Genomic DNA, 21,581 nt, shown 5'->3' with positions numbered 1-21,581 from the left:
ATGTAAGTGTCGACTTTTGGACGTCCGTCTCAAACCTGACAGTCGGTTATTAGTAAGGCGGCATGTTGCGCAGCGGCCGCCTTGCTCATCGTCGCAGTGCGTAGATCCTCGAGGATCGCTTGCGCCGTCCGTTCGGCCACTCACAACTCTGCTAGGCGTAAATTGCCTTGAGCATGTGGCTCACCTCGCAAACGTTGGAAGGGGTATCGCTGAAAGCATTCGGTAAAATTAAACCATGTAGCGTTTTAGACGCGCATCGAGCAGGAATCGGCGAAGCTCTCGACAAGGCCTCTGGAGCCGTCCGAAATGACCGTTCCGGTTCCGGCAAAGATCGCGGTCGATTTTCTTGAGAGGTAGCGCTCCATGCGCAGCTGTTCGTTTTCCTGGCGCAGGCGGGCGATCTCCGAAGCCTGGTTCGCCGACATTAGCGGCGCATGCATGGGGCGCCACGCCGCCAATTTCGGCTCCTGCCGGAGCTTATCCACGCAGCGTCGTAGCATCGAGCGGACGCAACCTGGCCCGAGGCGGAATGGCTCGAGTCGTCAGTGGTATGCGACGCCCGTCGATTTTGTCGCACACTCGCCACAGAGCGCAGAAGTCTGCAGCCACCTGACGAATGCAGCAGGTTCGCATATTTGTCTTTGCCGTCCAGGCCAGCGATCAGATCAAGGGCTAACTGGTGGCGGAGAGGCCGGCATTTTTATTGCAGACGTTACGGTGAGCTTCGTCGTGACACGCTTCAGCCTATTGCCTGGCGAAATGGCCGTGAGGGACGGGAGCGGGCAGCGCAATGCAACGGAGCGTCCTGTCTGGCCAAAATCTTGGGTCGGAATCGCGCTTCAGATTAGGTCGAGGGTGTCGAGGCAATCTACTCGAGAGAGACTGGAGCCGGTCCTTGATCCCGCAGAGGAACGCTTGACGAGCCGCGCCGTGTTGGGCGCAACCATCGGCAATATTCTCGAATTCTACGACTTCGGGACCTACAGCTTCTTCGCAATACAGATCGGCCAAGCGTTCTTCCCGGCAACCGACTCGTTCGCTAGCCTCATGCTTTCACTCGCAACCTTCGGCGCAGGTTTTGTAACCAGACCGATCGGGGCCATCGTGCTCGGCTCGTATTCGGATCGGGCCGGCCGACGGCCCGCGATGACCGCCAGCTTTACCATGATGGGTGCCGCGGTCCTATTGTTAGCTATCACGCCATCGTATGGGACAATAGGACTTGCCGCTCCGTCACTGGTCGTCTTCGCACGCTTGCTGCAAGGCTTTGCTCTCGGAGGTGAAGTGGGTCCGACGACCGCCTACTTGATGGAAGCGGCCCCCGCTGAGGCCCGCGGTCTTGCTGTCTCCTTTCAGCCCGCGAGCCAACAGATAGCGGCGACGGCCGGAGCGTTGGTTGGAGAAATGCTCTCGCTCACCATGACAAGCGAAGCGCTCAATGCGTACGGATGGCGGATCGCGCTGTTGCTCGGCGCCGCTACGTTGCCGTTTGGACTTTGGCTGCGGAGCGGCTTACCCGAAACGTTGCATCGGCCCGAGGCGCACGTTCTGTTCACCCAGCCTGGAGGCCAATCGCGTGCCGATCGCCGCATCATGAGCTTGGGATTTGTCATCTTGGCCAGCTGCACGATCACGACTTATATGACGGGATATATGACCACCTACGCGATGAACACCCTCCACGTTTCCGCGCCACTTGCCTTTGCTACCACGCTCATCAGCAATGCGGTCGGAATTGCTGCAGCACTGCTGGGCGGCCTGCTCGCCGACCGCGCAGGCCGTCGTCGCATCATGATATGGCCGCAGGTCACCGCATTGCTGATGACCTATCCGGTATTCTTGTGGATTGCAGAGAGCCGCAGTGCCTTCGCCCTTCTAGGAGGTCTCGGCGCCCTCACCCTGATCGGAACGATGCCGTATAGCGCCTTCTACGTGAGCATGGCCGAAGGTTTGCCCGGGAACATTCGCGGCGGCGCCTTCGCGACGATTTACGCTTTTGCGATCGCGATTTTCGGAGGCACAGCTCAACCGATCGTCACCTGGCTGATCCACCTCACCGGGAGCCCACTCGTGCCCGCCTGGTACATGCTTTTCGCTGCCGCGGCCGGGCTCTTTGCCATGCTTATGATGCCGGAGACGGCGCCACTCAATTTGACGCCCGACCATAAACGAACCTTCCTAACGCCACGACGGCTACCTCGGCATAGCCGGGAAGAATAGACATCCATGACGTCCGAAATGCGAACCATCGAACCGAAGGGCGCTGCGGGCGTGACATGGAATAGCTATAGAAATTCGACTAGTTTTAGATCGAGCTGCGGCTCGCATCGGAACACAGCATCGGGATCTAAAACGACTTTCCCGTTTACCCAACCTACGCCGATGCGGCGGCTGCGCGATTGGCGGTGGTCGACGATTGGTTGAAAGTGAGCAATCGCTTTGATCAACTTAAGAGAATTAAGATGGCGCCACTTGCACCATCTGCCAGCGTAACCGTACGGTACGAGGACGCGGCCGCAGTCGGAGCAAGCGGCCGCACGAGGCTCGATCCTCGTTCTCTGCTTGATTTGTTTTCCGTCCTCAGTGTCGCACGCACGAGGGATCGGTCAAACAAAAGAACAGGTCGCAGATACCTTCCAACGGGTCGTCCGCGCACTGAGGATATGATGTATCGGCTACCCCCACCCTGCCGGCAACGGGTTGCGCGGCAACTTTTGCAGCAAAAGGAGGCACCGCCGCCGTTGCAAGCGCGAGGGCGCTCGCCGTCACTAACACAGACTTTTTCATTCGAGAAATCGCTTCCCTAGGTTAGCCCCAACCGTCCTCAAGGGTCTATATGACGACCCTGTAAGCGGTAAAATTGATTTTCTTGATCAGATCTATCTACGGAATGGATAAGCTCGGACATCACCGTGTGGCTCAATCTTAACCCGCTCGGAACCTGCAAATCTGCTTCGTGATCGAACGCTCGACGAGCCTCGGAGCCGTCGATGTATGTCTCGTGGTGCTCGAGCAGAGCCTTTTCTTGGATCATTCTTTTCAACGTCCGAGCGAGACCATAGCCATTTTTCATGGTTGCGAACGTGCGCTTCCCCAAACTCACTTGCGTCACGGTTGGACGCACGATTGCTCCTCAGCGCGTGGGAGGAGTGCGAAGATCGTCGAGGCGATGGGCGACGAGTTTCACACGCGGCTTTACCAACGGCTCGCCGAAGCAGGCCTAACGAAGCGATACCGATGCCGAGCGAACGTTAGGACCCCAAGTCGTTAGCGAGATCGCCCGCGAGATCAAAGGCGCGGTGATGCACCGCGTGCTTAGGGCGCATGGCATCGAGCTGTAAAAGACGGTCAGACCTATATCGCTGTCGTGAGCTCGGACCCTGACTCAATGGACAGTCTCCGCCAAGCTGATCGGGCGGTGGAGGCCCTCTTCGGGCGATGCCGCCGGTCGGTCGCTCGTGACGGCGACTGAACAAGCAGCGACATCACTGACCATGCGTTCATGTATTGGGATTGGGGGGCGGCTCGGCGCGCCATTGCAGTTGAAGCAAAGCACCTTTGACGTCACTCGGCTCGAGACGCTCAAGGAAGAACGACGAGCCCCAGCATCTTTTGGGGGCCAAGGAGGCGTGATGCTGGGGCCGTCGTAGCCTTTTGCAAGAGTAGCAAACAGGCAGCGTTGTTGTGCACCGCCCGGTTTGATTCGTCAAAGCGGCCCGGATAGTCAGCTCCCCTGCACCCGGACCATCCGCGATCTGTTGAAGCTCTGCCGACGGTTTGAGCGCCAGTTTGCCGCGGCCAGGCAGGTGAAAGCACTGTTACATCCGGCGGGCCGCCGGCATCAGGTACATGTTCTCCATCTGCAATACTCGGCGGCCTAACTTCCCGCATCGGCGCCGATGTTCGCTACTGCCCGGAATGGCAGCTTGCTTCCGGAACAACCAACAATCCTCCGGGCCGCCGGCTGGTAACCGTGCCGTGAGGTGTGCTCTCTCCCAGGCTCCGTTCTTCTCCAAGATGGAGCTGAAGGACCAAGGCGCTGCTCAGGCAATGCGCCGAGCCGATTCTAAGTCATGAACGCTGCCACCGAACGGCTCACCGCCGCAAGACAACCAGCTCACTCGATCCGCAGTTGAGCCAGCTGCGCTGAAACGTGCTGCGGATCGGGAAGCGGCTGCCACCGCTGGCCAGCGGCGGTGCTCAACAAGGACCTACAGAACGCAGGAGTGAGCTTGCCGCGGTGGATCACGACATTCTCGTGACCCTCGGCGGCTCGCGCGTTCTGCCAATGCTGATTGTATCCGCGCTGTTCGTCGGACTTCACGTGGCAGGCGGCGAATTCGCGATCGCTAAGCGTTGCCAATTGCGAGGCATGAACCGGCCGCTCGGTATGTATGTGCCCCCACATCGGCCTTGGCATCGCGCCGCTGCGCAGCGCCCTGGGCTGCAGCTTGATCTCGAATAGCTTCCCTGGCTCTCCCTTCAAGGCGCGCGGCGGATCCACTGACTCCAGTTCCCCCGCCGCGCGCAGCTGTTCGAGGTACTTTTGCGATGGAAACGGGTAGGTCTTCATGCAATCACTCGGGATCGCTGCCTTCTGCGCTTTCAATGATCTTGCCTGTCCCTGCAGCTCGGACAACATCCCATTGAGCCGGACTATTTTGTCGTGCACTTCGGGAACTTGCGAAGGCGTGAGCAGGCCACGTCGGCGAGGCTCCTGCAGCGCGGTAACGCAGGCCTCACTTTCGTCGGCCTGCGTCTGCAAGCGCGTAATAACCCGACCCAAGACGTGTTCGGCATCCTCGGGCTTCATCTGGCGCGCCTGCGAGACCGCGCTCTGCTGAGCCGGCAGATCGAACTGCAGCAGCTTGTCCAATCGCTCAAGTAATCCCGCCAGGGCTTCCTTGGACGGCGGCGCCTGCCACATCTGGAGGTGCTCGGTTGCAGCGGATGAGGCGCGTGCTTCCTCCATGGTGGCGAGCTTCTTGGTACCGAGATCTGAGCGCACGATAACCTTGCGCGTCGGAGCCGTAGCGGTATCGGGCCTGGCGAGTTGCGGCTCGGATGAGCTGGCCGTTGAACTCCCCTCGCCTGCAGCCGCCGCGCGCCTTCCTTTTGCTTTTGCTTTTCCTTTTCCTTTTCTGCCTGAATTGCCTTGGCTCACCCCGGCAGTATTTTCCGGCAGCGCAGCCCAAGCCGGCGGTTCAATCGTGGCTGGCGTAGTTGGCTGCAATGCAAGCAGCCGCATGACCTCGTTCGCGGTCACCCACGCCCCTTCCTCGATCTCGTCCAGCAACTGCAGGGGAACTTCAGCTCCCGTTCCGACCTGCCTCAGGCTGGCAACCATGCCGCTCAGCCCAGATGCAAATTCCGAAAGCCGCTCCATGACTCCTTCCAGAACGGCGCGATGCTCCGCGTCGAGCACTGCTCCATCGCGGTGCAGAACGGCGTCGCACGTGGAGACGAATGCCGGAAAAACATCCCCGACGAAGGTCTCGAGCAGACGCACCCGCCCGCTCTCGTCCATCAGGGCATCGCGCACGTCTGGGTCGAGCGCGCTCGCTCGCGAGTCAATCAAGAGCTTCGCGAGAGCGATCCGCGTTTGCAGATACACGCACCTCGTATTGAGAGCCCAGCCAGTATGCAGTCTCAGTGCAGCCTCTTCGGCCTTGCGCATCTCGGGCGTGCTGCTTGGCAAGTGGGCAGTAGCCGCACAGACAGACTGTATCCGCTCCAGGCGCAACACCTTCTTTCCCCACCATTCCATGTGGGCTGCATAGTGGTTCGCCACGCTTTTATACGAGCCGCTCACCTGGACGGGCGTACCGGCGCCTTTGATCCTCTCGAGCCAGCCTAATGCTTCCTTTCTTTTCTTCTCCAGCTCGTAGACAATCTGGGTGGCGACTGCGTTACATTCTTCGGCCGCGTCCAGCGTGTCGTCGCGTAGGCGGCGAGCCCGGTCGTCGGGCAGAATGCGACGCGCCAAATTGGCAGGCAGATCCGCGTAGTACTCCAGAAGCGTTGAGCCTGCTTTGACGACTTGATCGATCAGCTCTTGCGCCTCTTGCAAGTTCTGGGCGCGCGTGGCCGCTCGACGACTAGCTTCAAGCTCCTCAAGCAGGCTGCCCATTTTTTGCCTTGCTGCCTTGATCTCGTCCCGCGTTGGCGCCGCCACATCCGAAGTTGAGTTGCCAAGCGCCGCGATTCTGTCTTGAGGTCCAGAGCGCATCCGCTCCAAGATGGCATCGAAAGATTGACTGCGTGCTCCCGGGAAGAGGCTGGGCTCCACGCTCGAACCGCTCACGCCTTCGGTGTTGCCGGCTCCTACGGCCCCAACTTCCGATGCGCCGGGTCGGCCAATGCCTGTCATGCTTCGTCTCCAATAAAAGTCGCGAATGTGCAGCCTGTCTGGATAGACGCCTGACTGACGACTAGCTGACCAAAAGCGGTCTTGCGCATGCACAAGAAAGCCGATGTCACCTGAAGTTCCATTTCCGCCGGAGCTCTGATGTTGCTGAACAGAGCGATGCGGGTAACCGCGTCGGTGTAAGCAGCCGAGACGTGACCGCGGCTGAGGCTTCCCTGGCTGTGACGCGATCCGGTACGAATCCTGCCCCTTTGCCGGCGGCTCCGTCCACGCCAACTGGGTCAACTCGTCCCACAGGTTCGCAGGTAGCCGGGAGAACACTCGCAGCCCAATCGGCTAATGATGGTCAAGCAGAAATGGCCAGCCTATATAGATTGGCAGACCTACGTCCGGCGCGCGCGTGCTGCTAACGGCAAGGCGACTTTGACAGAAGAGCTTAACAACCTGGCGGCCGTACACCGATGACGACGAGATGCAGAAGGTCGATCCAGAATCGATATTTTCCTCGTTCGAACCGGCTGAATCGATCTTTCGCAGATCCTCACGCTGCATTTCGCAAAAGTGCGGCGCCCATCCGGGTCCGGTGAGATCACCTTCATAGAAACATTGCAGCGAGCACACCAAACGCACCGAGAACCAGCCCAATCAGCGAACCGACGGTCGGCACGTCTCTGAAGAGCAGAACCGTGAGTATCGGTTCCACGACCAGGATCGCTCCCACCGATATCGCTACAATGATCCAAATATTCTTCAGATGCATGTAGCCTAGCGCGTATCCGAGAACGAGCAGGATGCCACCCAAGCATACAAGGAGAAACATCGGCCAAAGCATCGCCAGATCGCCACCGGCCCTTCTGAATTGCCTTGAGGCAATTAACTCGGCGAATATCGAAAGAGCTTCTCCAAGGAAAATTGCTGCCACAGCTACAATTTTCAATATCAAGGTCATTGCCCTCTATAGTTTCGGCTATTCGAGGGTGGCCCGGAGACCTGCACCGGAGTAGCCGTTGAGTTCAATTTTCGGCATGCCAAGCGCTTGCGGAGACGCGCGCCTCGCTTCTCGCAGGCCTTTCCAAGCGTTTGCCGGGCCGGTAATTAGCTTCCGACATGCAGCATTGTTTCCGTCGATCACCGCAGCCGCGCTCCTTGCAGAAAGCAAAGATGGTTCAGGGCAAGCCCGCTCCGCCGGGCGTGAGCAGAACAACTTTTGCCTAGGCTGCAATCTGCACGGGAAGAGCGGAATAGCCGTGCACGAAGTTAGACGCAATCCGCTCGGGTTCGCCGACAACCTCGAACCCCAATTGCGCAGACAAAATCTCTTCCCAGAGGACTCTCAACTGCAGTTCCGCAAGATGTCGACCAAGACAGCGATGGATGCCGAATCCGAACGAGAGATGCTGCCTCACATTTTTGCGGTCGATCACGAAATTGTCGGCGTCCTCAATGATCTCTTCGTCCCTGTTACCGGAGATGTACCACATGACGACCTTGTCGCCTTTCCTGATCTGTTTTCCGCCTATGATGCTGTCGATCGCGGCGGTACGGCGCATATGTGCGATTGGCGTCTGGTACCGAATAATCTCGGACACGGCGCTTGAGATTAGCTTGGGATTGTCAATTAGCTTTCGCAGCTCGGAGGGATATTGACTCATGAACAGGATGCCCCCGGTAATTGAGTTGCGCGTGGTGTCGTTTCCCCCAACGACCAGCAGAATCAGATTTCCGAGAAACTCGCTCGGCTCCATCTGGCGTGTGGCGGGCGAATGCGCCATCAGGGAAATCAAGTCGAGGCGCGGCTCGGCATCGATGCGCTCGTTCCAAAGCCGGGTGAAATACTCCAGGCACTCGGACAAGATGGTGCTTCGCTTGTCCCAGCTGTCGATTGCATGGCCTGCTTTCGGAGCTGTAACAGCAACGTCTGACCAATAGGTCAGCAGTCGCCGATCCTCAAATGGAAAGTCGAACAGCGTGGCGAGCATTTGCGTCGTCAACTCTATGGACACCATGTCCACCCAGTTGAAGGCCTCATTGCGCGGCAAGCCCGCGAGAATCACCCTGACCCGCGACCGGATCAAGCTTTCGAGCTTCGTCAAGCTTTCCGGTCCGACGATCGGGCTCACGGTATTGCGCTGCTCGGCGTGCTTGGGAGGCCCCATCTTGATGAAGCTCGGGGTCCAGTGCTCGCCAGGCACGTCGACAATAGTGACACCTTGTTCGGACGAGAACGCTTTGTGGTTTGTGTCGACGGCTACGATATCCCGGTATTTCGTCACGGACCAATATGGACCATGAGCGCTGTCTTGACAGTAGTGAACGGGATCTTCCTTTCGTAGCCGCTCAAAGCAAGCCCACATGCTGTCGTCTCGAAAGCGCTTACCCTCGCTTACATCCAGCTTGCTCAGCGGGATAACACACGGATCCTCGGCCCCATAATCTTCCGATCGCCTTGTCATGATCATCTCTGCAGATTCTGCTCTCGAGAGTTTACGGCGTGGTGCGATTCGTCGCCTTCGAGCTGCCGCAGCGCTCGGCTGCGACGGGCCGCTCGACCAGGCTACCTCACAGTGCAGCTAGCCTCGCCCTACCATGTCGGGCAGTAAGGATCGCGTTGACTTTCCAAGTCGATCTACTCAAAGGATCGGCGAGAGCTCTCAGCGCTGGTTAGAGATGGCGTGCGCTGGAGCCAACATCAAGCCGAGTACACCTTCATAAGGTGACCCTCGCTTTGGGATACGGATAGCTTTCTCAAGGTCATGGATGGATAGTCGCCTGGCTAGGACTGTTCAGGCAGACCGATCCAGATATCCGAAGGACCCTTCACGAGAGTATCTTGATCTGGAACGTAGATATTATCGAAAATCCTGAGACCATGAGCCGTTGCCGCTCCAAAAATTATGAAAGGGATCTCGACTTGCTCCAGGTCGTCGAAGTTGTTAGCGTCGACAATTCGAACAAAATCGAGTTTAAAGTGCCGGAACTTGATCTGAGATGTGGCGGACGCGACCAGATCCTTCACACTAGATGCCCCTTGGGCGATCTCTCTCCTCGAATGGTCGAGTGCCGTGAAAAGGCAGGACAGCTCATCAAGCTCGGAACGGCTAAATCGTCTCAGACGCGACGAAAGGGGCACTCCGTTCTTGTATCTCACGGTCGGCACAAACCTTATCTCGCAATCCAGAAGGAGATCTGCGACGGCGCGCTTCACCAGGATCGCCTGACCGATATCTTTCAGGCCGAAGTAGCTGCGGGTCGGCTTTGCATAGCAGATCCAGCGGACTGCCCCGGTAACGGCTTCCTGCAAATAGGCCTCGGGTCCCCCTAGACGCAAATGACAGTCGCCTTGCGATACAAAGGTTCGATAGCCAGGCGGGAACATTTCGGTGTCGTTGGAGGAAATTACGGCAGTTGCTCCCGAACGCAATGCAAGTCCAATATCGTCGTCCAAATTGAAGTCGTAGCTCCCACCCGGTCTAAGCTGGATCTTGTTCGGGTAGACTGTGACGATCGCGACGTCATTTTCCGATGCCGCCCTTTTGATCAGTTCTGCATGCCCAAGATGCAGGGCTCCGAGAGTATGTACCGTCCCGATAGTCTGCCCTGTTCTCGCCACCTCCCGGATGAACGCTTTACCTGCGGAAAGACATGCCAGATGCATTTTCTACTCCAGTCTCTTTGAATGCCAAAAGAGCGTCGGTCGGATCGCACAGAAGGTCTGCCCTGCCTCTCGTATCCGACGATGCCAGGGAGCCCCATAGCGCTTAAGCGCTCGCTCACAGCACGAACGACCGCCCAGACCTGTCCTAAGCTCGCCGACACTGCATTGCCTTCTATTTTGCAGTCTCCGAATCCGTCAGGTAGACCCTTCTCGACCTCGTCTGATCAAGGATGAGAATTCAGTCAGATAGCTTGATGACGCGCGTGGCTGATCCCCCTTCAGAGCGGCCTGTAGGCCCGGACATCGGTCTGCAAAGAACGGTGGCTCGAATGTGGTTATCTTAGCGCCCGAAAAGTCCACCTTTACAAAGCTGGCCTGGAACGGTGACATCCCACTCAGGTTCGCCTCGCGCAAGGACGATTGGTTCATGCGAACGTACGCGGCCCGCGTTGCCTCCAGATTGGTTCTCGTCATTCCTGCGGCCAGATATGCCTGAACGAGATTCGATCCTTCGAGATTTGCCTCATCCAGTGCCATCGATTGCGGGGGATCACCGGTGATCATCGACCTGTAAAGGTAAGCATTGGATAGGTCTGCGCGTTCGAGATCGCAGTCGCGCACAAAGGTAGAGCGGCCACGAAAGCCCGATAATTTGGCGGCTCGCATTGTGCTCTCTGTTATAGAAATGCATTCGCCTGATGCCATAGACAGGTCCGCTCCGTCGAGCTCGCAGGAATGAATGGATGCACCGTTAAGCACGGCACCGACGAGGTTTGCGTTGGACAAGCTTACGGACAAAAGCCGTGCCTCGGTCAGGTCCGTCTGCTCAAGCTCCGCATTTGGAAGATTTGACAAGTGAATATCAGCAAATGGTGCGCACATGCCTCTCGCTGCGACGCGGCCGCTTACCTTTGAGAGTCTCAGATACGGAAGATGAGCGCCTTCGAGGACAAGACCATCGACCGAGGTGGGACGCACAATCGATAAACAGTTCCCCTTTGACTGGAAGAACGAGCAAGACGCCAGATGTGATTTCGTGATCGTGAGTTGGCTCAGCTTGGCAAAGCGGAAGGAAGCGGAAGGAAGGAAACATTCATTAATGGTCGACCCCTGTAGCTCCGCGCCATCGAATACAGCATCACTGGCGTCGCATTGGTAAGCGAGAAGCCCGCTGAGCATGGCGTTATCGAAGCGTGTCCTTTTCATGCTGCAACCGTGAAACAGGCTGCCTGTTGCATCAATTACATTGCGCAGACTGGCATCGTCGAAGTTGCACACCTGCGCTGCAATCGCATGCATATACGCAAAATCGAGCTTGGCCCCACGAAAACTTGCCCTCTCTAGCCCCGGACAGATAAGATTCGCCCCAGAAAGGTCTGCCCGATCCAACTTTGCTCCGTAGAGCTGCGCACGATTGAGGGTACAGCGTCGCAACGGGAAGTCTGACAGGTCGTGACCGTTAAAGTTCTCGGACGATAGCTGCAAGCCAATCCCGGTCGTTCCGATCGCCTCTTCGGTTCGCCTCCCAACCGCAGCCACCGCGCGCAGCCGATCGGCAGCTCGGCTCCAGTACCGAACAAAGTCGCCATCTGATGATAGATTGTGCTTCGGATCTGACCAGTGCTCTGCCCCTTCATTCGCGGTGCACTCACTATCAGGGCCGATCGTTTGCGACATGACGATTCCGTATTGCCCGGATTACGGGGCGCCTGTTATCGACCTCTCTTGCTCCGCCTTGAAGGTACGCTATGCGACCTGTGGCGAACTCGTCGGCGAAATGACGACACGATGCCTCGATGAGGCGCCTGTTGTGTCGGTGACCTCCGCAGCCGGCACGCTTGAGCACGTCATCCGAATTCTAGTCATGCGCCCCCACTGCCGCGCGCTGACGTTGTTCACCGAGTCCGGCAATGTCGACAACGCAACCGTCTTTTGACATTGCCGTCCAGTCGTTGCGATTTGTCTCGTCGGCTCTTCTAGGCAAATCCAATTCGCTCTCCATCAAACCGAATGCGAAAACTTCAGGGCCTTGCTTGTTTTTCAGAATGGACCCACGGCTTCCGGGCGGAAAAGTGATCGATCACAGGGCTGAAGTGGGCCCCTACTCGGCGTTACCTCATTTCTGATAGCAATGACCGTGCCAGCCGCATCAGTCGCAATTAACGGCTGAATAGGCGTCATGAAATCAATATTGACGCCGAATGTTTTGAACCAGACAAACACACTCTCGTTGTCAGGGACCGCACCATGATGGCAAGGCTATCGTGAAAGCGAAGATTGCGAGCTCGTTTGAAGGGGCGCAAGAGCCGCCTGTCCTTTGCGAGCACGCAATCGATGCTTGCAATCCGACATTTGCGGATCGCCGAGCTCAGGGTTAGAACTCGGCTCGCCCTGCTCCGCGCGCCGACCGGTCCATCTAGTGGGAACCCGTGCCACAGACTGTCCTGTTCGAGCGGTGAACGAGCGCGTAATCGTGACCAACTCGGCGCGCAAAGGCGAATGCCCCGCGATCGGAGATAGATAATTTTATGATAAAGAATCGGATGCGAAGGCGTTCATGCGATGCCTTCTTCGAGGATCGTAGCTGAATGACCTATCTGGTGGTCGCGCACAAGACGCGGCATGGCGGCGATAAGGCTCTTGGTATATTCAGACTCTGGATTGCGAAATATCTCTTCAGTGGCGCCACTATCGACGATTCTCCCCCGGCGCATAACTATGACGCGATCGCTGATGTGACGAACAACACTGAGATCATGCGAGATGAAGAGATAACTTACGCCGACGCGGTCCTTCAGATAGCCGAGCAGGTCCAAGACCTGGGCCTGGATCGAGACGTCGAGCGCCGAGACCGGCTCATCGCAGACGATGACGGCAGGATTCGGCGCGATCGCGCGGGCGATCGCAACGCGCTGGCGCTGACCGCCCGAGAGCTCGAGCGGTCGTCGGTCCAGCAAGGCCTGGGGTAGCCCGACCAGATCGAGCAGCTCGATAACGCGCTCCTGCCGCTTGCGCCGTGTCTCAACGTCGCTAGAAAGGCTGTCGGATATGATGCGTCCGACCGTCCAACGTGGATCAAACGAGCCAAGAGGATCCTGGTAAATGGTCGATAGTGACCGCCGCCGAGCCCGCCGTTCGCGCTCGGCGAGCGCGGTCCAAGGCCGGCCTGCAAACTGAACTGCTCCCTCGTCAGGCTCCTCGAGCGCCAGAACCATGCGCGCCATCGTTGACTTTCCTGATCCGGACTCACCTACGATGCCCAAAGTCTCGCCGGATCGCAGTTCGAAGGAGACGCCGTCCACAGCCGTCTGTAAAGTGCCATCTGGGCCCTTGAAGCGCTTCACCAGACTTGTCGCTTCGAGCAGGATGGGACGAGATTTCGGTGGGGATTGCACTTCTGGCTGCGTTTGCTGGCCAGGCGCACGCACAATAGTGGATGGTGAGAGGCGTGAGCCGCGCGGCCGGCCTGATGGCACGGCGTCCAGCAGCTGCTTAGTATAGGAGTGCTCCGGACTTTTGAATATTTGGCCGGCGTTACCGCGTTCGACGACCTCGCCTTCTCGCATGACGAGGATCTCATCCGCCACGCGGGAGACCACTGCCAGATCATGACTGATCAGGATCAGAGCCTTGCCCCTCGTTTTGGTCTCCTCAAGGAGCGACAGCACATGAGCTTGCGCCGTCACGTCGAGAGCGGTCGTCGGCTCGTCGGCGATCAAGATGCGGGGATCGAGCGCAAGTGCCGAAGCGATGAGAGCCCGTTGACGCTGGCCGCCGGATAACTGATGCGGCAGCTGCTTGGCCTTGGTCTCGGGGTCGGGGACACCGACGAGCTTAAGAAGAGCAATGACGCGCTGCGCGAGTTCCTTGCGGGATGATACCGCGCCGTGGAGGAGCAAGCCTTCACCGATCTCTTTGCCGATCCGGCGAAGCGGATCAAGTGAGACGAGTGCATCTTGTAATACAAAGCCAATCTCGTTGCCGCGGATGCGCCGCCAGGCACGATCGCTAAGACCCATCAGGCTCGTCCCGTCGAAGCTTAGCTGGCGTGCATGAACATTGGCGTAGCGACCAGCGAGGCCTATGAGAGCCCGCGCAGTCACGCTCTTGCCCGAGCCGGATTCACCGACAATCGCAAGACACCGTCCCGGTCGGAGGGAGAAGGATATACTGCGCACAACCGCTTTCTCGTCGGTGGCGCGACCGAAGGAAACACGCAGCGAATCGACCGTGAGGAGGTCTGGCTGCTGCGGGACAGGCTGTAGCCGACCCTGTGACATTCACGTTTTTCCTTCCAGACGGTCCTGTAGATGGCGCCCGATGATGGTGAGGCTGAGGGCAAACGCCGTAACTGCCAAACCGGGTATGATCTCCAGCCACCAGGCGTAGATTACATAATTGCGCCCGGCAGTGAGCAGCGCGCCCCATTCAGGCGCCGGGGGAGCGACGCCGAGTCCAAGAAAAGCAAGACCGGAGGCCCATATAATCGCCTGACCTACGCCGATCGTCATCATTGCCGTCAGCGGGTTCATGGCGTTAGGAAGAATATGCCTCCAGACGATACGGGGAAATGGATGGCCCAGCACCTTTGCGGCCTCCACATACCCTGTCCCCTTGATGGCAAGCACCTGGCCCCTGATCATGCGCGCATAGCCCGGCGCTGTGCTGATTCCGACAGCTATGACCTCAGTCAATACCGACGGCCCAAAAACGGTCACGAACACAAGGGCGAGCAGGAGTGTGGGAATTGCGAAGAGCATATCGACAATCCGGCTCAGGATGCTGTCGCATACGCCACCAGAAAGTGCGGCGGCGACGCCGAAAACGATCGCAATGGACATGCTCAGCGCCGTCGCGCCTAGTCCAATAGCCAGGGATTGGCCTGCTCCCTCGACTACTCGAGAGTAAAGATCGCGGCCCAATTGATCAGTTCCCAACCAATGGGCGATCGACGGAGACTGCAATGACGATCTCAAATCAATAGCGAGCGGATCGTGCGTCTGCAGCACCTTTGGCGCCACAGCCGCAAGGGCAAAGAGGCCAATGATGATGAGACAGACGGCCACTCGGAACGGAACATGGCGGACGATTGCCAGGACCTCTTTGAGCGAACGAGACACGGTGGCTTCGGCGAACATGCTTATGTCAACTTGATCCTCGGATCGACCACCCGGTAAGTCAGATCGACAATCAAACTAACAAGAACGAACAGGCCCGCAGAGATCAGAACAGCTCCCGAGACAATCGGAACGTCTCGCGAGGACGTTGCAGCAACAAGGACTCCGCCTAGGCCTTGACGGGCGAAAACCACCTCGATCAAAATCGCGCCCGAAAGCAGTTTGCCGAGCGCCCAACCTGATAAACTAATGCCAGGCAATGCGGCATGGCGGAGGACGTGGCGAAGCCTGACGCCGAAATCACTCATGCCTCGGGCCCGCGCGGACGTAACGAACGGCTGCTCGAGCACGCGCGTGAACTCGTCCTGAACGACTTGTCCGAAAAAGCCCGATAACTCAAGAGCCAACGCAAGTGTCGGCAGAATGAGCCCGGCCGGAGAACTTCCACCGATGACCGGAAAAATGCGCAGCTTTACCGCAAAAACAACCAGCAGAATTGTGGCCAGCCAATAGGGCGGCGCGGTCGCAAAAAAGACCTGCGTGTCATTGAGCAACTTCGCCCACATGTTGTCTCTGCCGGCGATGAACAAGGTCGTCAGGATTGCGATAATCCATGCGAACAGCAGCGCGGTGACCGCCAGAATAATGGTAGGGCCAATCTGTTCCGCGATGATCCGTGCGACAGGCCGATGCTGCTGGTACGACTCGCCAAAGTCTCCATGCAGGATTCGCAGTATGTATTTTGCGTATTGAACCGCGAGCGGTTGATCAAATCCGTATTTCGCATTGATCGCCGCAAGTTCTGCCGAAGACGCGACTCCGACGTTGCCGCTTGTCGCATTGATGATGATTTGGGCGCGGTCCCCAGGGAGCACACATTGAATCAAAAACGCGAAGGTTGCGGCAGCCCACACCACGACCACGCAGGAGAATATCCGGCGCGCGAACCAAACAATGGGATGATGGGCTGCTATTTTCACGGCGTCACTTCCCATCATCGAAATGAGCGTCATAGAAAACGGGTTCGCCGACCGAGCCGCGGTCCAGCCAAACGTCTTTGAGGTTTGGCTTGGTCGCCAACGTTACGTCCAGCACCGTGAGGCCAATCACAGGAGCCTCATCCACGATCTTCCGTTCCGCCTGCTGATAGAGGGCGACACGTTGCGACCCATTGAGTTCCTGCTCCGCCCTTTGAATGATGTCCCAAAGCGTCAGATCTTGATAGCGTGAGGGATTGAAGCGATTAGTCTCGCCCTTCTGATCGGGCTTCCACGAGATCCGGAATATCTCCGCGCCGGGGGCAACCCAATAGAGGAGAACAATCTCATAATCATCGGGTCCGAGGTTTTTTCCTGCGAAGAAATCAGCTGGATTGGTAGGCTGAAGACGTACGTCAAAACCGGCCGCTCTTGCCTGCTGCTGGATAACTTGCAAGGCTTGCTCGCCATCTGGCTTCAAAAACGCGTTCGAATAGGACACGCGCACGATGAGCGGGTTGCCATTCTTAACACGAACGCCGCTAGGATTACGCTCGGTCCATCCCGCCTGGTCAAGCAATTGATTGGCTTTCCGAATATCGTACGTATACGACTGCCCGAGCTCAGGCAGGTATTCCGGCGAGCTCTGACTCAGCGCACCGTTGCCCTCAAACGGCAAAGAGCCAAGGAAGGATGTATCGACCGCTGCCCTTCGGTCAGTAGAATAGGCAAAGGCCTTGCGGACGAGCACGTCGTCAAATGGGGGCCGGGCCGTATACAACGCCAAGCGCAGGGGGGTGCCGCCGGTAAGGTGCCGCAATACTGAAAAGCGGGAGTTGGCGTCCTTCCATGCGACAGCCGGGATATCGTATATGGCATCGGTCTCGCCGGTGATCAGCGAGCCATATCGGACAGTCTGATCTGGCAGAAACTTCCAGGTGATCCCATCAACGTAAGCCGGCCCTTGATGTTTTGCGGTGGCCGGGGCCGAATTGTATTCGGGATTGCGGCGGAAGGTGACTTCTCGCCCATGGCGCCACTTGTCGACAATGAATGGGCCGGAACCGACAGGGTTCTCGCAATTGATCGCAAGTCCACGTTTGAGCGCCGATGGCGAGAGAATGCCTTGTGAGGATTGGGCGAACACGTTCAGCAAGGGCTGGAACGGCACCTTTAATTTTACCTGCAACCTCAGAGGAGCAATTGCAGTTGCCGATTCGAAGCTATCGCTAAGATAGGGAGCGGCAGTCGGATTGCGAAGATCGGGGTCGTTGCTAAGCCATCCGTTGATATTGTCAGCGATAGCCTGCGCATCGAGCGCAGTCCCGTCGGTGAACTTTACTTTCGGCTTTATCTCGAATGTGTACACCTTTTTGTCGTCGGAGATGCTCCAAGACTCGGCCAGCCATGGCACAATGTTGCCGCCCTCGGTGCGCGCAACCAGATTATCGCTGTACTGACGTTGCAGATACCATTGCTGCACCCATCCTCCGAACAGGCACGCCGGCTCTTGAAAATGCCCGTAACGAATAACGCCTCCTCGCTTTACGCTGCCGGCTACCCCTTCTTGAGCATGAATGCTTGACGGCAGTTGCGACAGGCCCAAGAGCGCGAGAAGGGTAGCCTTCACGGTTCTTGCTGGATAGTTCGACTTTCCAGTGAATCGCCTCGTTGACCGCGCATTCGACAAATGCATATCCCGAGCTCCAAATCATTTGATGTTGAGGAAGCGTCATAGCGGTGAGCTAGTTGTGGCTCGCGCCGGCTCGAAAGGAATGGGGAGCCCGAAATGCTCTCGCAGCGTCTGCCCCCGATATTCTTTGCGAAAGAGCCCGCGCTTCTGCAGGATGGGCACCACATTGTCGACAAACGCTGAAGTGCCATCGTTCAGCACGTCCGGAATGATGTTGAAACCATCAACCGCGCCAGCGCGGAACCATGCCTCAATCGAGTCCGCGATCTGCTCGGGTGCACCCACGAGCAAGCGGTGGCCAAACGCTTGAACGTTGCTGATGATTTCGCGAACCGTCCGACCTTGACGGGCCAGAGTCTCAATCGTGCGATGGTGACCGACCGAAAACGGAACATCATCTGCAGTAGGCAAAATCTCCTCCGGGATTGGCCTTTCGAGGCTAAGCTTCTCGGCCGCCACACCCATGCTTCGTGCAAGAGCGACGATGGCGCGCTCCAAATCGAGCAGTCCGTCAAGGTTTTTCTTGCGACGAGCCGCTTCTTCCTCGGTTCCCCCGATACAGGTGACAAGGCCTGGCAGGATGAGCGGAGCCGCAGGGCGGCCGAATTGCCGAGAAAGCGCGCGCAGGCGCTCTGCCTCCTGCAGAGCCGTTGACAAATCCCCGGCTGCCGCAAACACCACATCTGCACTGCGGGCGCCAAGCCGTAATCCGGGATCCGAACCGCCAGCCTGAACGATGACTGGGTGGCCTTGGGGCGAAGCGGGATGCGTAAGTGGGCCCCGGATGCCGAAACTATTCGTAGCGGGATCGAGCAGGCGGAATTGGCTCCGATTTGCGTAAACACCCGCAGCCTGATCGGCGATGACTATCTCGCCGCTCCAGCTCAGCCAGAGAGCACGGACCGTTTCAACGAAGTCCTCCGCACGTCTGTAGCGATCCGCTCGCCCAACCTCTCGACCGCCAAAGTTCGCAACCGTCGCCGGACTCGACGTCGTGACCGCATTCCACGCAACGCGCCCGCGGCTGATGACATCGAGCGATTGGAAGCGCCGGGCAAGATTGTATGGTTCGTTGTAGGTAGTTGACGCCGTCGCAATCAGACCAATCCGGTCCGTTTCACGTGCAATCACAGTGAGAACCAGCGTCGGTTCGAGCCCATTAAGCGGCGGCTGGTGCGTGATGTCGGAACTTATCGCGGGGGTGTCGGCGAGGAATACAGCATCCATCAGACCATGCTCCGCAATCTTCGCAGCGCGGACGTAGTGCTCGATGTCGAAAAATGCGCTTGGATTCGTGCCCGGCCAGCGCCATGCGGCGGAATGACCACCGGCACCATGAAGATTTAAACCAAGATGAAGCATGGAGTTACCCGAAGACATCGCAGCCCCTCGTGCGGTGGCCTCTGAGCTGCTTGGAGGGTCTTGTGGACAAGTCGATCTCGGCAGCCAGCCTGCGCTTTCTCGCAAGCTCACCCTGCATGTGCTCAATTTGAGGGATAGACAACAAACAGTCGGCTGATACGAGAAGAATGTCACCAAAGAAGCTTTTGTTAGCTCTTGCGATCTTCTCCGAGCGGGCGCGACCGAGAAGAGCTTCGATCACGCTGGTTGCCGATTGGCGCCGACGTGACAGCTTGTTTCCAGCGGCTGGTTGCTTCCACACGAGTACACTCACATCGGCTCTCCAGAATTCATCAAGAAGCCAGCTCCTTATGAGGAAGATGTTTTCGATGGCATTCGCGATCGCAACGTTTGGACTCCCGACCGGGCGAGCGATGATCAAGCTAGAGGATCTTTAGAGGTCCAGACCCCGCAAACGCAATAGTTGAGTATTTCAATCTACTATCGTCTGTTGGCATCCTCTTCTATTGCGATGCCTATCTTTCCATCGCTTAACCCAAATGGTCTCTGATCAGGCTCACCGAAAACGCGCTGCCTGATTGCAGCGGCTTCAATTGGCAGCGCCGGCTCGAAGCGAACGACATCAATTGATGCGTTCGAGAACACACGACAGACATGGCGCGACATTGTTGATCAACCGCTTGCTAGGCCGCGCCAACCCAACCATCTAATAATGCGGTGAAACATTCCAGATTCTCGATGCCTCGTTAAGGCAACGCTTGGAAGGTGAACTCTCTTCTGCACCACCCGTGCCGCCTGCTGCATTCGAGGATGCTACGGACCTTCGGTTGATTATCTTGCAGGCACCGCATCGTCCTCGCTTTTTTATCGGTATGATGACCGAGCGCGACTTTGCAAGAATGCCCCGTCGTCACGGCTCCTTCTCGTGAGCGCGCCGATACGTGCACGGATTCAGTTACCTTTGGACATAGGCCACCTCAGAGCGTCAAAAATCGCCCGCATCAACGTTCACGAAATCACGCAGTCGGGTATTGGCGCGCGTCACTTACCGGCACATGAGGTGGGACGCGCCTCCGTGATGAATCGCGGGCTATCAGCTTCAACAATGCCAGATCGAATCGCCTGCCCAGCGTCGAGATCTGCGGCCATCATCGGCGAGTGAGATCACGGATGACACGCTCCGCGCCAGCTTGGTGGCCGACCGCGGCCCCGGCGTTCTGACCTAAGCCGTCACTGCTGCCGTCCTGCCACTAGCAACAGGGGTGCAACCCGCGAGCGTCAAGAGCCGCTTCCTTCGGGCATCGCAGCGGCCAACTGGCCGCTTTGGATCGACCCAGGAAGACTAATGATAGTCTAATTTTCATGCATCGGGTGCGGCACCACTGTTCAGTGGTTCAGGAGCAGGCCTTCGCCGCTTTGAATAGCTCAGGCCTTTTTAGCTGTACGCGTCGCGGGAACCCCGTCCATCCCTGGTCTGGGATCTATCGCTACTTTGACTGGAATCGCGTCGACCCGGAGGATGGGAAGGAGGAGCCGATACGACCGACTGCGCAGATCGCTCTAGGTCCTATTGTTCGGCTGCGCCTGCCGGCCACCCCAGAGGGCTTTCGCCGCGATATGGTTGTTAGGCGCGACCAACCTTGTGGTGCACGTGTGGCGCATTGGCTGCAAGCGTCAACTCTCCATTTTGTCTTCCGAGCTGAGGGGCCCGTGCGCCGGTTCGTCGCCGCCGCGGCTTTCATGCGAGCCGAATCGTTCGTGGCCTTGCCAAGTCTAATCGGCAATCCAAGGTCTCGCGGCCGCGCAGCCCCCTTGATATTGTGAGTTTAGGCTATTCCGCGCGTGTTGCGGATGCCTGGATCGAAGTAGCATCGCGCGGGTCTTGTTGGCGACCAGCGCCCGGCGGGCCCACGCGAATCATCGCGCCCATCAGCAATCCCAACAGAGCACAATGAGCTCCACGCCACGCCGGCGGTCACGAGCCCGATGGCCGCGACCAGATCGGCTGTTCGGTCCAGAGCTAGCGTCTCGAGTATTTCAAGGACATCGACTCGCAGGCGATGCAAGCTGGCCTCGGCAGACTTCCTCACGCAGCTCTGGCTCAAATCTGGAAGAGAAGAAGGAGCTGGATCCTGTTCGGTCCCACGCTTGCCCTCAACATATCGACCCGTTCGAGAACCAGATCCAATTCAGTTTATAGTCCATGGGGGCTTTGCGTTACGACGCCGCCCCCTGGAATATCTGCGAAGGCCAACGACTTGATCTGGGTCGCGCAGCGGCAGAGCACATGAGGGGCGATCCAATATCACCTGTCCGAGGAGGCCTTCTGCACCTTTCGCCGGACGACGACGAGTATAGCGCCAAAGCAATCGCGGAAACGCGAATGAGCTGCACAGCTATACGGTGCCGA

At 57.9% G+C, this 21,581-nt stretch carries 14 protein-coding genes; 2 read left to right on the top strand and 12 right to left on the bottom strand.

Annotated features, from left to right (window positions below; all coding sequences use genetic code 11):
- Positions 1–245: 245 nt before the first annotated feature.
- Positions 246–458, bottom strand: coding sequence for a hypothetical protein (locus FOM02_RS35255; protein ID WP_141263290.1), 213 nt, complete (start codon positions 456–458; stop codon positions 246–248).
- A 424-nt stretch (positions 459–882) separates the two neighbouring features.
- On the opposite strand from FOM02_RS35255, the gene FOM02_RS35250 reads away from it, so the two are divergent.
- A complete protein-coding gene (locus FOM02_RS35250) occupies positions 883–2,220 on the top strand; it encodes an MFS transporter (RefSeq protein WP_416207795.1) in 1,338 nt (445 codons plus the stop codon).
- Positions 2,221–4,117: 1,897 nt separating this feature from the next.
- On the opposite strand, the gene FOM02_RS35245 is transcribed toward FOM02_RS35250, so the two are convergent.
- From FOM02_RS35245 to FOM02_RS35225, 5 genes are all read right to left on the bottom strand, one after another.
- On the bottom strand, positions 4,118–6,370 hold the full coding sequence (locus FOM02_RS35245) for a hypothetical protein (RefSeq protein ID WP_265440685.1): 2,253 nt from the start codon (positions 6,368–6,370) through the stop codon (positions 4,118–4,120).
- Between the two features lie 592 nt (positions 6,371–6,962).
- Positions 6,963–7,316, bottom strand: coding sequence for a hypothetical protein (locus FOM02_RS35240; RefSeq protein WP_027563394.1), 354 nt, complete (start codon positions 7,314–7,316; stop codon positions 6,963–6,965).
- A 262-nt stretch (positions 7,317–7,578) separates the two neighbouring features.
- A complete protein-coding gene (locus FOM02_RS35235; protein ID WP_416207731.1) occupies positions 7,579–8,820 on the bottom strand; it encodes a cytochrome P450 in 1,242 nt (413 codons plus the stop codon).
- A gap of 320 nt (positions 8,821–9,140) precedes the next feature.
- The gene (locus tag FOM02_RS35230; RefSeq protein ID WP_265440683.1) at positions 9,141–10,022 is read right to left on the bottom strand and encodes a pantoate--beta-alanine ligase; all 882 of its coding nucleotides are present in this window, start codon (positions 10,020–10,022) and stop codon (positions 9,141–9,143) included.
- Between the two features lie 195 nt (positions 10,023–10,217).
- Entirely contained in the window at positions 10,218–11,699 is a 1,482-nt protein-coding gene (locus FOM02_RS35225; RefSeq protein WP_265440682.1) for a pentapeptide repeat-containing protein, read from the bottom strand.
- Here FOM02_RS35225 and FOM02_RS35220 point away from each other — a divergent pair.
- The gene (locus FOM02_RS35220) at positions 11,698–11,958 is read left to right on the top strand and encodes a hypothetical protein (RefSeq protein ID WP_265440681.1); all 261 of its coding nucleotides are present in this window, start codon (positions 11,698–11,700) and stop codon (positions 11,956–11,958) included. The two genes, FOM02_RS35225 and FOM02_RS35220, sit on opposite strands and share 2 nt — an antisense overlap.
- Before the next feature lie 619 nt (positions 11,959–12,577).
- Here FOM02_RS35220 and FOM02_RS35215 read toward each other — a convergent pair.
- The 6 genes from FOM02_RS35215 to FOM02_RS35190 all read right to left on the bottom strand — a co-directional run bounded on the left by FOM02_RS35215 (position 12,578) and on the right by FOM02_RS35190 (position 19,592).
- Positions 12,578–14,302, bottom strand: coding sequence for a dipeptide ABC transporter ATP-binding protein (locus FOM02_RS35215; RefSeq protein WP_265440680.1), 1,725 nt, complete (start codon positions 14,300–14,302; stop codon positions 12,578–12,580).
- The gene (locus FOM02_RS35210; RefSeq protein ID WP_265440679.1) at positions 14,303–15,160 is read right to left on the bottom strand and encodes an ABC transporter permease; all 858 of its coding nucleotides are present in this window, start codon (positions 15,158–15,160) and stop codon (positions 14,303–14,305) included.
- A gap of 2 nt (positions 15,161–15,162) precedes the next feature.
- Positions 15,163–16,152 carry an ABC transporter permease gene (locus FOM02_RS35205; RefSeq protein ID WP_265440678.1) on the bottom strand — a complete coding sequence of 330 codons (990 nt, stop codon included), beginning with the start codon at positions 16,150–16,152 and terminating at the stop codon, positions 15,163–15,165.
- Positions 16,124–17,746 carry an ABC transporter substrate-binding protein gene (locus tag FOM02_RS35200; protein WP_265440677.1) on the bottom strand — a complete coding sequence of 541 codons (1,623 nt, stop codon included), beginning with the start codon at positions 17,744–17,746 and terminating at the stop codon, positions 16,124–16,126. The genes FOM02_RS35205 and FOM02_RS35200 overlap by 29 nt, the downstream gene beginning before the upstream one ends.
- Before the next feature lie 102 nt (positions 17,747–17,848).
- Positions 17,849–19,189 carry an NtaA/DmoA family FMN-dependent monooxygenase gene (locus tag FOM02_RS35195; protein WP_265440676.1) on the bottom strand — a complete coding sequence of 447 codons (1,341 nt, stop codon included), beginning with the start codon at positions 19,187–19,189 and terminating at the stop codon, positions 17,849–17,851.
- The gene (locus tag FOM02_RS35190) at positions 19,176–19,592 is read right to left on the bottom strand and encodes a hypothetical protein (RefSeq protein ID WP_265440675.1); all 417 of its coding nucleotides are present in this window, start codon (positions 19,590–19,592) and stop codon (positions 19,176–19,178) included. Before FOM02_RS35190 ends, FOM02_RS35195 begins: the two co-directional genes overlap by 14 nt.
- Between the last annotated feature and the right edge of the window lie 1,989 nt (positions 19,593–21,581).

Source organism: Bradyrhizobium sp. SEMIA (assembly GCF_014844175.1).
In the GTDB taxonomy this organism is placed as follows: Bacteria; Pseudomonadota; Alphaproteobacteria; order Rhizobiales; family Xanthobacteraceae; genus Bradyrhizobium; species Bradyrhizobium arachidis.
This window is presented reverse-complemented; position numbering and strand designations above follow the sequence as displayed.

What these genes read in the sequence shown, in the direction of transcription:
- FOM02_RS35245 (WP_265440685.1), bottom strand. Translation starts at nt 6,370, where the DNA reads ATGACAGGCATTGGCCGACCCGGCGCATCGGAAGTTGGGGCCGTAGGA.
- FOM02_RS35240 (WP_027563394.1), bottom strand. Translation starts at nt 7,316, where the DNA reads ATGACCTTGATATTGAAAATTGTAGCTGTGGCAGCAATTTTCCTTGGA.
- FOM02_RS35235 (WP_416207731.1), bottom strand. Translation starts at nt 8,820, where the DNA reads ATGACAAGGCGATCGGAAGATTATGGGGCCGAGGATCCGTGTGTTATC.
- FOM02_RS35230 (WP_265440683.1), bottom strand. Translation starts at nt 10,022, where the DNA reads ATGCATCTGGCATGTCTTTCCGCAGGTAAAGCGTTCATCCGGGAGGTG.
- FOM02_RS35220 (WP_265440681.1), top strand. Translation starts at nt 11,698, where the DNA reads ATGACGATTCCGTATTGCCCGGATTACGGGGCGCCTGTTATCGACCTC.
- FOM02_RS35225 (WP_265440682.1), bottom strand. Translation starts at nt 11,699, where the DNA reads ATGTCGCAAACGATCGGCCCTGATAGTGAGTGCACCGCGAATGAAGGG.
- FOM02_RS35215 (WP_265440680.1), bottom strand. Translation starts at nt 14,302, where the DNA reads ATGTCACAGGGTCGGCTACAGCCTGTCCCGCAGCAGCCAGACCTCCTC.
- FOM02_RS35210 (WP_265440679.1), bottom strand. Translation starts at nt 15,160, where the DNA reads ATGTTCGCCGAAGCCACCGTGTCTCGTTCGCTCAAAGAGGTCCTGGCA.
- FOM02_RS35205 (WP_265440678.1), bottom strand. Translation starts at nt 16,152, where the DNA reads ATGACGCTCATTTCGATGATGGGAAGTGACGCCGTGAAAATAGCAGCC.
- FOM02_RS35195 (WP_265440676.1), bottom strand. Translation starts at nt 19,189, where the DNA reads ATGTCTTCGGGTAACTCCATGCTTCATCTTGGTTTAAATCTTCATGGT.